Source organism: Mixta theicola, assembly GCF_002895925.1.
GTDB lineage: Bacteria > Pseudomonadota > Gammaproteobacteria > Enterobacterales > Enterobacteriaceae > Mixta > Mixta theicola.
In genome coordinates, this window is sequence record NZ_NWUO01000004.1 from 75,351 (window position 1) to 89,063 (window position 13,713).

At 55.9% G+C, this 13,713-nt stretch carries 10 protein-coding genes; 6 read left to right on the forward strand and 4 right to left on the reverse strand.

What is annotated here, in order from left to right; genetic code table 11:
• Nucleotides 1–6 precede the first annotated feature (6 nt).
• The gene (gene acs, locus COO59_RS06990) at nucleotides 7–1,962 is read right to left on the reverse strand and encodes an acetate--CoA ligase (RefSeq protein WP_103059098.1); all 1,956 of its coding nucleotides are present in this window, start codon (nucleotides 1,960–1,962) and stop codon (nucleotides 7–9) included.
• Nucleotides 1,963–2,475: 513 nt separating this feature from the next.
• Between acs and gltP the strand changes: the two genes are divergently transcribed.
• The 4 genes from gltP to COO59_RS07010 all read left to right on the forward strand — a co-directional run bounded on the left by gltP (nucleotide 2,476) and on the right by COO59_RS07010 (nucleotide 8,695).
• Nucleotides 2,476–3,777: a glutamate/aspartate:proton symporter GltP gene (gene gltP / locus COO59_RS06995; protein WP_103059099.1), complete on the forward strand. Its 1,302-nt coding sequence runs from the start codon at nucleotides 2,476–2,478 to the stop codon at nucleotides 3,775–3,777.
• Between the two features lie 161 nt (nucleotides 3,778–3,938).
• Nucleotides 3,939–4,856, forward strand: coding sequence for an N-acetylmuramic acid 6-phosphate etherase (gene murQ, locus COO59_RS07000; RefSeq protein ID WP_103059100.1), 918 nt, complete (start codon nucleotides 3,939–3,941; stop codon nucleotides 4,854–4,856).
• Between the two features lie 294 nt (nucleotides 4,857–5,150).
• A complete protein-coding gene (locus COO59_RS07005) occupies nucleotides 5,151–6,695 on the forward strand; it encodes a methyl-accepting chemotaxis protein (RefSeq protein WP_103059101.1) in 1,545 nt (514 codons plus the stop codon).
• Between the two features lie 362 nt (nucleotides 6,696–7,057).
• Nucleotides 7,058–8,695, forward strand: a complete 1,638-nt coding sequence (locus COO59_RS07010) for a dihydroxyacetone kinase subunit DhaK (protein ID WP_103059102.1) — start codon at nucleotides 7,058–7,060, stop codon at nucleotides 8,693–8,695.
• Here the strand turns inward: COO59_RS07010 and COO59_RS21740 are convergent.
• The 3 genes from COO59_RS21740 to sbmA form a co-directional block, all read right to left on the reverse strand.
• Nucleotides 8,688–9,245 carry a helix-turn-helix transcriptional regulator gene (locus COO59_RS21740; RefSeq protein WP_103059103.1) on the reverse strand — a complete coding sequence of 186 codons (558 nt, stop codon included), beginning with the start codon at nucleotides 9,243–9,245 and terminating at the stop codon, nucleotides 8,688–8,690. The genes COO59_RS07010 and COO59_RS21740 overlap by 8 nt on opposite strands.
• A complete protein-coding gene (locus COO59_RS07020; protein ID WP_103059104.1) occupies nucleotides 9,242–9,484 on the reverse strand; it encodes a hypothetical protein in 243 nt (80 codons plus the stop codon). The genes COO59_RS21740 and COO59_RS07020 overlap by 4 nt, the downstream gene beginning before the upstream one ends.
• A gap of 163 nt (nucleotides 9,485–9,647) precedes the next feature.
• Nucleotides 9,648–10,874, reverse strand: coding sequence for a peptide antibiotic transporter SbmA (gene sbmA / locus COO59_RS07025; RefSeq protein ID WP_103059105.1), 1,227 nt, complete (start codon nucleotides 10,872–10,874; stop codon nucleotides 9,648–9,650).
• Between the two features lie 311 nt (nucleotides 10,875–11,185).
• On the opposite strand from sbmA, the gene COO59_RS07030 reads away from it, so the two are divergent.
• Together COO59_RS07030 and COO59_RS07035 are read left to right on the forward strand one after the other, a co-directional pair.
• Nucleotides 11,186–11,926: a gluconate 2-dehydrogenase subunit 3 family protein gene (locus COO59_RS07030; RefSeq protein WP_103059106.1), complete on the forward strand. Its 741-nt coding sequence runs from the start codon at nucleotides 11,186–11,188 to the stop codon at nucleotides 11,924–11,926.
• Between the two features lie 2 nt (nucleotides 11,927–11,928).
• Complete coding sequence (locus tag COO59_RS07035; RefSeq protein WP_103059107.1) at nucleotides 11,929–13,710, forward strand: GMC family oxidoreductase; 1,782 nt, start codon at nucleotides 11,929–11,931, stop codon at nucleotides 13,708–13,710.
• Nucleotides 13,711–13,713 lie beyond the last annotated feature (3 nt).

Sequence of the window (13,713 nt, forward strand, 5' to 3'; positions counted from 1 at the left end):
CGCTGATTATGGCATGGTGATCCCCTGTTTTTCCTCAAGCAGCTTTTCCACGACGCCAGGATCGGCAAGCGTTGAGGTATCGCCCAGGTTGCTGGTATCGCCCGTGGCGATTTTGCGCAGAATACGACGCATAATCTTGCCGGAGCGGGTTTTTGGCAGTGAATCGGTCCAGTGCAGCACGTCCGGCGTGGCGATTGGCCCGATCTCTTTACGCACCCAGTTGCGAACTTCCGCATACAGTTCAGGAGAAGGCTCCTCTCCATGATTCAGGGTGATATAGGCATAAATCGCCTGACCTTTAATCGAATGGGGAATACCCACCACCGCCGCTTCGGCGATTTTGGCATGGGAAACCAGCGCTGATTCGATTTCGGCGGTGCCCAGACGATGGCCGGAAACGTTCAGCACATCATCCACGCGCCCGGTGATCCAGTAATAGCCATCTTCATCACGCCGGGCGCCATCGCCGCTGAAGTACATATTTTTAAAGGTGGAAAAATAGGTTTGTTCGAAGCGCTCATGATCGCCAAACAGCGTGCGCGCCTGGCCCGGCCAGGAGTCAACGATAACCAGGTTGCCTTCGCAGGCGCCCTCCTGTGACCGGCCTTCGTTATCCACCAGCGCGGGCTGAACGCCAAAGAAAGGCCGGGTGGCCGATCCCGGCTTAAGCTCGGTCGCGCCGGGCAGGGGGGCGATCATGAAGCCGCCGGTTTCGGTTTGCCACCAGGTATCGACAATCGGACAGCGGCTGTCGCCGATCTTTTTGTAATACCATTCCCAGGCTTCCGGGTTAATGGGCTCACCGACCGATCCCATAATACGCAGCGAAGCGCGGCTGGTGTCGGCAATCGCTTTATCACCCTCGGCCATCAGGGCGCGAATCGCCGTTGGCGCGGTATACAGCAGCGTCACCTTGTGTTTATCGATCACTTCCGCCATGCGGCTTGGCTGTGGCCAGTTGGGCACGCCTTCAAACATCAGCGTGGTGGCGCCGCAGGCCAGCGGCCCGTAGAGCAAATAGCTGTGACCGGTAATCCAGCCGACGTCGGCGGTACACCAGTAAACGTCGCTCGGATGATAATCAAAAACATATTTAAAGGTGGTAGCGGCGTATACCAGATAGCCGCCGGTGGTGTGCAGCACGCCTTTCGGCTTGCCGGTAGAACCGGAGGTATAGAGAATAAACAGCGGATCTTCGGCGTTCATCTCTTCCGGCTGATGATGCGCGCAGGCGCTGTTCATCAGCTCTTGCCACCAGCAGTCGCGACCGCTTTGCCAGTTAATCTCATTGCCGGTGCGTTTCAACACCACGACGTGATTGATAGTGGTCACGCCCGGATTTTTTAGCGCCTCATCGACGTTTTTCTTCAGCGGAATGGTGCGGCCTGCGCGGATGCCTTCATCCGCGGTGATCACCAGCTTCGCGCTGGAATCGATAATACGACCGGCCACCGCCTCCGGCGAGAAGCCGCCGAAAATCACCGAGTGCACCGCGCCGATGCGTGCGCAGGCCAGCATCGCGATAGCCGCTTCCGGCACCATCGGCATATAAATCGCCACCACATCGCCTTTTTTGATTTCCAGCTCTTTAAGGACGTTAGAGAAGCGGCAAACCTCACGGTGCAGGTCGCGATAAGTCAGGGTTTTACTTTCGCTGGCGTCATCGCCTTCCCAGATAATTGCCGGATGGTCGCCACGCTCGTGCAGATGCCGGTCAAGGCAGTTAGCGGCTAAATTCAGCGTGCCGTCTTCATACCAACGAATGCTGATATTTCCAGGGGCGAAGGATGTATTTTTTATTTTGCTGTAGGGCTTAATCCAGTCCAGTATCTTGCCCTGCTCGCCCCAGAACGCATCGGGATCCTGCACCGATTGTTGGTACATCGCCTGGTACTGTTCTGCATTAATCAGGGTATTTTCCGCAATACTGGCGGGAACGGGGTGCTTAATTATTTGGCTCATGGCTGATCTCCTTGAAGTTGTTAATAGTATGTCAATCAAAGGTTAATGACAGCGAGGAGCAGCGCTTTGTTTCTTTTTTGCGCGACAGATCACGGGAATAGTAAACGCGATGAAAAACGCAGGTTTTTTATTAGCCTGATGGTAAAAAAATAACGTTTTATTTACTGATAAAGTGTAGGTAATGACGCGACGAATTGTTGAAAAAAACAGCAAACGGTATCGCTGTTTTAGTGCATAGCTATGCTAAAATCGCGTCCTATATTACTTTTTAGAACATAGAGTTAGTGAATCGATAACCTAAAGGCATTTATCTTGCCGCAACGCAATCAGACGAAAGAGATTGCTGGAAAGGTTGCTTTTCGCCCACTGATAATGGTACTTATCAACGGCCCTTTTCCGGGCGATACCATCAATAACCCTCGATTTTACCGGACCTTGTCCATTTCCCTTATGTGCGTCAATGTCCGCGCGCTTCCCAAGCGGAACCAGGGTTTGTTAAGGAAATGAAACACTATGAAAGGTTTTAAAATCAGCCTTGCCTGGCAAATACTGATTGCATTAGTGCTGGGCGTCATCGTTGGCACGATTTTGCATAATCAGACTGGGGATCGTGAATGGTTAATTACCAATATCCTCTCGCCTGCCGGTGATATTTTTATTCATCTGATTAAGATGATTGTTGTGCCTATTGTTATCTCCACCTTAGTGGTGGGTATTGCTGGGGTCGGCGATGCAAAAAAGCTTGGCCGCATCGGCGTCAAAACGATTGTGTACTTTGAAGTGATTACCACCATTGCCATCGTGGTAGGGATTACCCTGGCGAATGTTTTTCAGCCCGGCACCGGCATTGATATGTCGACGCTGGCAACGGTGGATATCTCTAAATATGAAGCGACCACTCAGCAGGTAGAAGGCGGTGCGCACAGTCTGGTGATTACCATTCTGTCGCTGATCCCGCAGAATATTTTCGCGGCCTTTGCCAGCGGCGATATGCTGCCGATCATCTTCTTCTCGGTGCTGTTTGGCCTGGGTCTTTCATCGCTGCCGTCAGAGCATCGCGATCCGCTGGTGCAGGTGTTCCGCTCCGTTTCAGAAACCATGTTTAAAGTCACGCATATGATCATGCGCTACGCGCCGGTTGGCGTTTTCGCGCTGATTTCCGTGACGATTGCTAACTTCGGTTTTGCTTCGCTGTGGCCGCTGGCTAAGCTGGTGTTGCTGGTGTATGCCGCCATCCTGTTCTTCGCCTTCGTGGTGTTGGGCGCGGTGGCGCGCGTCTGCAAGCTGAAAATCACCACGCTGATGTACATCCTGAAAGATGAGCTGATCCTTGCTTACTCCACTTCCAGCTCGGAAACGGTACTGCCGCGTATTATGGAGAAGATGGAGGCCTACGGCGCGCCGAAAGCCATCACCAGCTTCGTGGTGCCGACCGGTTACTCTTTCAATCTGGACGGCTCTACCCTGTACCAAAGCATCGCGGCGATTTTTATCGCTCAGCTGTACGGGATTGAGCTTTCGCTGACGGATGAAATTGTACTGGTGCTGACGCTAATGGTGACCTCAAAAGGTATCGCTGGCGTGCCGGGCGTCTCGTTTGTGGTGCTGCTGGCAACGCTGGGCAGCGTTGGCATCCCGCTGGAAGGTCTGGCGTTTATCGCTGGCGTCGATCGCATCATGGATATGGCGCGTACCGCGCTGAACGTGGTGGGCAACGCGCTGGCGGTGCTGGTCATCGCCAAGTGGGAAGATCAGTTTGATCTTGCCCAGGCGAAAGAATACGAACAGCAGCTGCGGCTCCAAACCGTCCGCTAGCCCGCTGTTAACCTCAACGCCGTCCCGGCATCGTGCCTGGGCGGCGTTTTTTTTTGCCTGTAGCGAATCGTTTACCATTCACTGTTTCATTCCGACGGCGGGTTGCTCATTATAAGGCGTCAAAACTGGTTTCCTGCATTAGCCTTTAAAAGGGAGTAGCTATGAGTCTCGATCTGTCACGCATGATCACCGAAAGCCGTAATCCGGCCAGTGAAAACATTGATGAACTGGCGACGGAGGCGATGCTGCGCGTTATCAATAATGAAGATAAAAAAGTGGCTTTGGCCGTTGAGGCGATAGTGCCGCAGATAGCGCAGGCGGTAGAGGCTATTACCGCCGCGTTTCAGCGGGGAGGCCGCCTGATTTACAGCGGCGCTGGCACCTCCGGGCGGTTGGGCATTCTTGATGCAAGTGAATGCCCGCCAACCTTTGGCACGCCGCGTGAGCAGGTGGTTGGGCTGATTGCGGGCGGACACCGGGCAATTTTACAGGCGGTGGAAAACGCGGAAGATAATGCGGAAATGGGCGCGGCGGATTTACAGGCCATTCAGTTTAGCGAGCGGGATGTGCTGGTCGGCATCGCCGCCAGCGGACGCACGCCTTACGTGCTTGGCGCGCTGGATTATGCCAAACGTCAGGGGGCAATTACCGTCGCGCTGACCTGTAACCCTGACAGCGAGATGGCGCGCGTGGCGCAGATTGCCTTAACGCCGGTTGTCGGGCCGGAAGCAATCACCGGTTCATCACGCATGAAGGCCGGGACGGCGCAAAAGCTGGTGCTGAATATGCTGACCACCGGCGCGATGATCCTCAGCGGAAAAGTATTCGGTAATCTGATGGTGGACGTTGAGGCGACCAATCAGAAGCTGGTGCAGCGTCAGATTAATATTGTCAGACAGGCGACCGACTGTAGCGTTGATGACGCGCAGGCTGCACTGGCGGCCTGTAACGGTCACTGCAAAACCGCCATCCTGATGGTGCTGGGCCAGCTCTCAGCGTCGGAAGCCACCCGTCTGTTGATGCAGAACCAGGGCTTCATTCGCCAGGCGCTGCAACAGGCGCTTGCTCAAAACCCTTAAACGCTCGCCAGGCGGCTAACTAACGCGGTCAAAAATGTTAGCTGCCTGAGCCCTCGTTTTTATCCCGTTATAAAACCTTATCTTTTTACCCTAAATAAAATCTTATAATTTTTGATTAACCTGATTTTTTGTACCAGTTTTTCCCGCAAATGCCTGGCATAACGCTTAAAACGCGACCCCTGTCGAAATAAACCGCTTCCCCACTAAAGATCGTCCCATGAAATGCCGAAAATATAAAAAAATATAATCTATTCACCGCATCTGGCTCTGTGCCTCGTTTAAGGAATTCATTTCATGCGTAACAATCAACCCGTTACACATCAGGAGTTTGCGTTCAGTGATGACGCGACGCTGATGTCGACCACCGACCTTAACAGCTACATAACCTATGCCAACGATGCGTTTATTAATGTCAGCGGCTTTACCCCGGAAGAGATCAACGGTCAGCCACATAATATGGTGCGGCATCCGGACATGCCGCCCGAAGCCTTCGCTGATATGTGGGCCACGCTGAAGCAGGGGCTGCCCTGGTCAGCGCTGGTAAAAAACCGGCGTAAAAATGGCGATCACTATTGGGTGCGTGCGAATACTATCCCGGTGATGCGCAATGGCGCCGTTCATGGCTATATGTCGGTGCGTACTAAACCGACAAAAGCGGAAACCGATGGGGCGGAAGCGCTGTACGGTGATTTTCGTGCCGGACGTCATAAGGGCCGTAAGCTGCATCAGGGCCTGCTGGTTTATAGCGGCTGGCGGCGCTGGCGCTCCATATTCAAGACCATGCCGCTGCGCTGGCGCATTCGTTCTACGCTGCTGGCGCTGCTGCCGTTGACTATCGCTGGCGTCTGGGCATTGGGCGTCACGGCGGGCGCGCTGGGGATGTTTAGCGTCGGCATGGCTTTGCTGTTACTTCTCGCCAGCGCCTGGCTGGAACAGCAGATTTCTCGTCCAATCGAACGGGTTTGTCAGCAGGCGCTCAACGTCGCCACCGGCAACAGCCATAAAGTTGAGCTGATGGATCGGGTAGATGAAGTCGGCACCACGCTACGCGCCATCGGTCAGCTTGGCCTGATGTTTCGCTGGCTGGTGGATGATGTAAGCGGGCAGGCGATTAATGTAATGAGCGCCAGCGATGCGATGGCACGCAGCAATGATGAGTTGAGCCAGCGCACCGAACAGGCGGCGGCCAACGTGCAGCAAACCGCGGCCACCATGAATGAAATGACCGCCACGGTAAAAAGCAATAAGGAGAGCGCGGCGGAGGTGAGTCAGCTTTCTGTCACCACCAGCCAGGCGGCGGAAAAGGGCGGCGAATCGATGCGCGAAATGATCAGCACGATGAGCGAGATTGCGGAAAGCTCGAAAAAAATCGCCAGTATTATCAGCGTGATCGACAGCATCGCCTTCCAGACCAATATCCTGGCGTTAAATGCGGCGGTCGAGGCGGCGCGGGCCGGCGAGCAGGGCAAAGGCTTCGCGGTGGTGGCCGGTGAGGTGCGCAATCTGGCAAGCCGCAGCGCCAAAGCCGCCAGCGAAATCAAAATGCTGGTGGAAACCAGCGTGCAGCGGGTAGAAACCGGCACCGGCCAGGTCAATCAAACCGGCAGCACCATGCAGGAGATCGTCGAGCGGGTGCAGGATGTTTCGACGCTGATTGGTCAGATTAGCGCCGCCACGGCGGAGCAGGCGGCCGCCCTGAGCGAGGTGAGCCAGGCGGTAGAAAATCTGGACGATATTACCCATCAAAACGCGGCGCGCGTACTGGAAGGCGCCGAAGCATCAGGACGTATGACGCGCCAGGCCACGCGTCTGGTTGAAGCGATCAGCGTTTTTCGCTAACTCTCTCGCCGGGCGTTCAGCCCGGCGTTTCGCGGCTCTCTTTTGACAGGCAGCTTATTGCCTGTCAGTCATATAGCCAGCGGCCTTTCGTTGAATCCCGTTTATGCCGCCAGCCTGATGCATCCATGCAGAAGGAAATACTAAGGTAGCGTTTTCCGGCAACCTTGCTCCCGGTCATGACTAAACAGACGATTTCTCTTGTGCTTCTTGTCCGCTGATACATGACTATCAACACGGGGAAGCCTGTCCATTATCACAGCTGCGCTTGCCTGCCTGATATACGCTGTCGAATCTCTGGCAGCTTCAACTACAGTTAACGTTTTGCGCCGCTGTGCCTGGCGAATCAACACGGAGAGGAAACCATGAGTCAGTTTTTCATGAACGAAAAAAGCGAACTGGTGAACGAAGCGATTGAAGGCGCGTTAATCACCACGCCGTTTCATAACCTGAGCCAGCTTGATGCCGGAGAGGGCATTCGCGTGGTGGTGCGCAACGACTGGGATAAGCGCAGCGTGGCGTTAATTTCCGGCGGCGGCTCCGGGCATGAGCCAGCGCACGTGGGCTTTGTGGGCAAAGGTATGCTGACCGCCGCCGTTTGCGGCGATGTTTTCGCGTCGCCCAGCGTCGATGCGGTGCTCAGCGCCATTATCAACGTGACCGGCGAGGCGGGCTGCTTGCTGATCGTGAAAAACTATACCGGCGACCGGCTGAATTTCGGCCTGGCGGCGGAGAAGGCGCGCGCGCTGGGCTACAGGGTAGAGTTGGCGATCGTGCAAGACGATATTGCTCTGCCGGAAAACCCGCAGCCGCGCGGCCTGGCCGGAACCGTGTTGATTCATAAGCTGGCCGGTTACTATGCCGAACAGGGCGCTTCGCTGGAAGAGGTAACGCAGCGCGCCCGGCAGGCCATCGCGGATACCGCCAGTATTGGCCTGGCGTTTGCCACCTGCCATATTCCCGGCGAGCCGCAGGATAACCGCGTGGCGGAAGGGGAAAGCGAACTGGGGATGGGCATTCACGGCGAGCCGGGCGTGACTACGTTAAAAACGCAGAACAGTCGTGAAATTGTGCAGAACATGGCGGAAAAGCTGGCGGAAAAAGTGCCGGAAGGTAAACAGGCGCTGCTGCTGATTAATAATCTCGGCGGCTTTTCCATGCTGGAGCTGGGCGTGCTGGCGCGGGAAGCGTTGCGTTCGCCGTTGGCAAAACGGCTGAGTCACCTGATTGGCCCGGCGACCCTGGTCAGTTCGCTGGATATGAAAGGTTTTTCCCTGACTACGCTGCTGCTGGATGATGAACGGCTGCGTGCGCTGCAGGCACCGGTAGAAGCCAGCGGCTGGCAGCCGGTACAGCAGCCGATTGCGCCGGTAACGGTAGAAGGCGAAGAGATTAAGCGCCCGCCGCAGGCACAGCCTTCGGAAAACGCCGCAGTACAGCGCGTGGTGGACAAAGTGTGTCAAACTCTGGTGGATCTCGAAAGCGAGCTGAATAAGCTGGATGCCAAAGTGGGCGATGGCGACACAGGCTCGACCTTCGCGGCAGGCGCGCGCAAGATTTTGCAGGGCAGCCAGCAAAAAGCATTGCCCTTTAATGAACCTGCGCGTTTGCTGACGCTGGTTGGCGAACAGCTGGCGGTGGTGATGGGCGGCTCCAGCGGCGTACTGATGTCGATTATGTTTACCGCCGCCGGACAGCAGCTGGAGGAGGGCAAACCTCTGCCGCAGGCGCTGATGGCCGGGCTGGAGCGCATGAAACATTACGGCGGCGCGCGCATCGGCGATCGGACGCTAATTGATGCGCTGGAACCGGCGCTGCAGGCGCTGGTAGAAGGGAAAGGGCTGAATGAGGCCGCCGTCGCCGCGCATAAGGGCGCTGAGGCGACGGCCAGCATGAGCGCTGCGAAAGCGGGCCGTTCTTCCTATCTGAATCAGGATAGCCTGAACGGCATTAAGGACCCAGGCGCTTACGCCGTTGAGCGCGTGTTCGGCGCGCTTAAATAACGCTGCGTGGTTCTTCGGCGCTGTCTGCCAGGCGCGCCGCCAGCTGGGTCACATACTGGCGCTGCGGCGTTGCTCGTAGCGCCAGCGCCAGATTAATGTTTTCCATTATCTGGGCATTTTCTGCCAGTTCAGCGCTGAGCTTACCGTTTTCGTACAGCCAGCGCGCGACGCTCGCCCAACGCCACAGCGGTGAAGAGCCGGTAAGCCGCTGTACCGGTGCCGGAAAGGTGCCCGGCCCGCGCGTGCCATCTTTTAGCATCGCAACTGCCTGACGTGAGAGCTGGCTGCGCTGTGCGATATCGCTCAGGCCAAGCAGCGTGGCATCAACAGACGCGACGCGCGCCGGTAACGCGCTGCTTTCAATGTTAGCGATGGCGCTCAGCACCGCCTGTTCAAAGCTGTTGCTTTCGCGATCGAATTCCAGATAAACCGTATTGCCGTAAAAACAGAGCAGGGCATCATCGCAGCCGCATTCAAATAGCGCATCTTCCAGCCCTGGCGTATGGGCATTAACGCCGCCAAGCGTGAGCGTAAAGTGATAAACCATCAGTTCCTCCTGATGTGGGGCGAAACATCAACCGCACAGCTGTTTACCTTACGGCGGATTTGCTGCGCATGATGTTCAGGAACGCGCGGCGTAGACCAAATGCTGATTTGATGTTCGCTATGTTCGGGCATTGCGCAGGTCAGTCGTCCAAACGCATGCCCTCTGGAAGGGCGAAAATACCAGCCGCACAGCAAGGCATACTCAATCGCAGCCTGAACATGTTTATTGGGATGCTTTTTCATTATCCATCCTGGACAGGGGGTAATGTACCGCTGATGTTGACGATTGTCAACATCAGCGGCTCCTGAGCTATCTTTAAACAGTTACTGGCTGAATAACAGTCAACGAAGAGTAAATAAGGGCCTATTTATAAATTCTGCGTACCGGCTCGTGGAGCTGTTGCAACTACTCCGTCAGCTTTGCAGGTATTGCTTCATCGGCAATAATGCGCTCAAAGCTGCGCAGTCGTTTATAAATTGACATCAGCGATACCAGCGTTGACCAGGAGGTAATCAAATACTGGAAGGAAGCGCGCACCTGATCGAAAACATTGGTGATCTGCTGAAGCAAACCCAGCGTCAGGGTTCCGGCAATAATCGCCGGAAACAGGATAAACATCCCGAAAACGTTATCGATCTGCAGATAAAGAATGCGGGTGACGTTGAAATAAAGGTAATGAAACCACAGGCGGAAATAGTTATGGCGCACCCGGCTAAACAGTGCGTTTACCGTGGCTGGCGCGGCGCGCTGAGGATCGTCTTCTCCGTAAACCAGTTCTTTACGCCAGGCGGCCTCCACCCGTTGGTTACGGAATTCCAGCCCCGGCAGCTTAATGCCGACCAGCGCCAGCAGCGCGGTGCCAAACAGCGACCACAGCAGCGCCGCCAACACCAGTCCGTACGGCATGGCGCCCAGCAGCGGCACGCTCTTAACGTGCTTCGACAGCGTTGCCAGCACCGGCAAAAACGCTACCAGCGTCATAATTGCCTGAATCAGGCCGACGCCCCACTCTTCCAGCGTGCTGGAAAAACGCATCGTGTCATCCTGCACGCGCTGCGCGGCGCCCTCAACATTGCGCAGCTGCGACCAGTGCGCCATATACCGGTTGTTCATCGCCGTGCGCCAGCGAAATACCCAGTGGCTGATAAAAAAAGCGTTAAGCACGCCGATGACCACCGCGATCAGCGCGATACTGAGGAAAGCGCCGATCTGCTGATAAAAGGCCGCGAGCGATACCGAGCCCGCCTTGCTAAGGGCGCGCTGGACCAAATCGTAAAATGGTCCGTACCAGGCATTAATCGCTACGCCAACCTGCACATCAAACCAGGTCATAAACAGAATCAGCGCCGAACCCAGCACCGACCAGCGCTGCCACGGATGCGGGCTAAAGATAAACCAGCCTGCGGCAAACAGCGCCGTCATTAGCGCGAAATAGAGATAAAACCACAGCTCGCCAGGCTGAACAAAGCGCCAGGCGTTATCCGGCAGCGGCTGTCCGGCATAAGCGGCGAACACCGCCAGGTGAAACACCAGCTGTCTGGCCTCGGTAAACCAGAAAACTATCGCTGCCAGGCTGAACAGCGCCGCCGTGCTGAAAAACAGAGCGGGTCGGGGGAAAAAGGAACTAAACATAAGCACTCCACGGTAAGGATCGCTCTGTTATAGCCTGCGCGGTGTTAATAGTCTGTGGGGGGTTGTGACCAGCCGTTACAGCGCGCTTTTACTTAACGCGGCGACGGGCGGAATATGTCAGCTTAATGTTAAAAAAATTGTGGCTTTTTGTTTGCTGAAGCTAAATCTTTTACAAAATAGCTGTTACAATGCGCGCCTTTGTTACCGGTAACAAATGGGTTGCTGCCGGAAAAGCCCTGCAATTATTAATAATAAAAATAACAATCAGGATTAACAGTTGCGCCGTCAACGACGAGCGCTAAGGCAATGTCATGTCGCAAAATAAAACGAGTACTTCAAGGAGAGATTTTCTCCTTAAAACCATCACCCTGGCACCTGCCGTGGCGATGGGCACCACCGGGATTGCATCATTTGGACTCAGCAATAGCGCGCAGGCCACCGATAGCGCGACGCCAGTCGGGCCGCAAACCGCCCGCGATTATCAGCCCGTCTGGTTTTCCGCCGAGGAGTTTGCCTTTATCAAGGCGGCCGTCGCCCGGCTGATCCCGGCTGACGAACGCGGCCCTGGCGCGCTGGAAGCTGGCGCGCCGGAATTTATCGATCGTCAGATGAATACGCCGTACGCCACCGGCAACAACTGGTATATGCAGGGACCGTTCGATCCTGATGCGCCGAAAGAGCTGGGCTATCAGCTGCCGCTGGTGCCGCAGCAAATTTATCGTCTTGGCATTGCGGAAGCGGACGCCTGGGCGAAACAGCAGCATGGCAAAGCCTTTGCCGCGTTGACTTCAGCACAGCAGGACGCGCTGCTGGGCGACTTTGAAAGCAACAAGGCCAGCTTTAAACAGCTGCCGGCTAAAGTTTTCTTTGCTTATCTTCTGCAAAACACCCGCGAAGGCTTTTTCAGCGATCCGCTGCACGGCGGCAATCAGCACATGGTGGGCTGGAAGCTGATCGGCTTCCCCGGCGCACGCGCTGATTTTATGGACTGGGTGGAGCGCGGCGAGCGTTATCCCTTCCCGGCGGTATCGATTCGTGGAGAAAGAGCATAAGCATGGCAAACCAGATGAAAAAAGTAGACGCGGTGATTGTCGGCTTCGGCTGGGCCGGGTCGATTATGGCGAAAGAGCTAACGGAAGCGGGACTGCAGGTGGTGGCGCTGGAGCGCGGCCCGCATCGCGACACCTATCCGGACGGCGCCTATCCGCAGGTGATTGATGAGCTCACCTATAACGTACGCAAAAAACTGTTCCAGGATCTGTCGAAAAGCACCCTGACCATTCGGCACAATCCTTCCCAGACCGCGCAGCCCTATCGTCAGCTGGCGGCGTTTTTACCCGGCACCGGCACCGGCGGCGCGGGCCTGCACTGGTCCGGCGTTCATTTCCGTGTCGATCCGACTGAGCTGCGGATGCGCAGCCATTATGAAGAGCGTTACGGCAAGAACTTTATTCCGGCAGGGATGACGATTCAGGACTTCGGCGTAAGCTACGACGAACTGGAGCCGTTCTTCGACAAGGCGGAAAAGGTATTCGGTACTTCTGGCTCGGCCTGGAGTATCAAAGGCAAAGTCGTGGGGCAGGGCCGTGGCAACCCGTTTGCGCCCGATCGCTCGGATAATTTCCCGCTGCCGCCGCAGAAGCGGACTTATTCCGCGCAGCTGTTTGCTAAAGCGGCGGAATCGGTAGGCTATCACCCTTACGATCTGCCGTCGGCGAACACCTCCGGGCCTTACACCAATACCTATGGCGCGCAGATGGGCCCGTGCAATTTCTGCGGCTACTGCAGCGGCTACGCCTGCTACATGTATTCCAAGGCCTCGCCGAACGTCAATATCTGGCCGGCGCTGCGCCAGGAACCGAAGTTTGAGCTGCGCGACAACTCGTATGTGCTGCGCGTTAACCTCACCGACGATAAAAAGCGCGCCACCGGCGTGACCTACGTTGATGCGCAGGGTCGCCAGATTGAGCAGCCGGCGGATCTGGTGATCCTCTCCGCCTTCCAGTTCCACAACGTGCATCTGATGCTGCTTTCCGGCATCGGTAAGCCTTACAACCCGGTCACCAACGAAGGCGTGGTGGGACGTAACTTTGCCTATCAAAATATCTCCACCATTAAGGCATTCTTCGGCAAAGACGTGCACACCAATAACTTTATCGGTGCGGGCGGCGCGGGCGTGGGCGTGGACGATTTCAACGCCGATAACTTCGACCACGGCAAATATGGCTTTGTCGGCGGCTCGCCTTTCTGGGTTAACCAGGCGGGCGTGAAGCCGATTTCCGGCCTGCCGGTACCGCCGGGTACGCCGGGCTGGGGCAGCAAGTGGAAAGCGGCGGTTGCCGATCACTATACGCACCATGTTTCTATGGATGCGCACGGTGCGCACCAGTCTTACCGCGCCAACTATCTTGACCTCGATCCGAACTATAAGGATATCTTTGGTCAGCCGCTGCTGCGCATGACGTTTGACTGGCAGGACAACGACATCAAGATGTCGCAGTTTATGCACGGTAAAATGCGCAAAATTGCCGAAGCGATGAATCCGAAAGAGATTATCGGCGCGCCGAAAATGCAGGATTCCCATTTCGACACCACGGTTTATCAGACCACGCATATGAACGGCGGCGCCATCATGGGTGAAGATCCGCAAACCAGCGCGGTGAACCGTTATCTGCAAAGCTGGGATGTGCCGAACGTTTTCGTGCCGGGCGCGTCCGCTTTCCCGCAGGGGCTGGGCTATAACCCAACCGGTATGGTCGCAGCGCTGACTTACTGGTCGGCGAAGGCGATTCGTGAACAGTATCTGAAAAACCCCGGACCGCTGGTACAGGCATAAGGA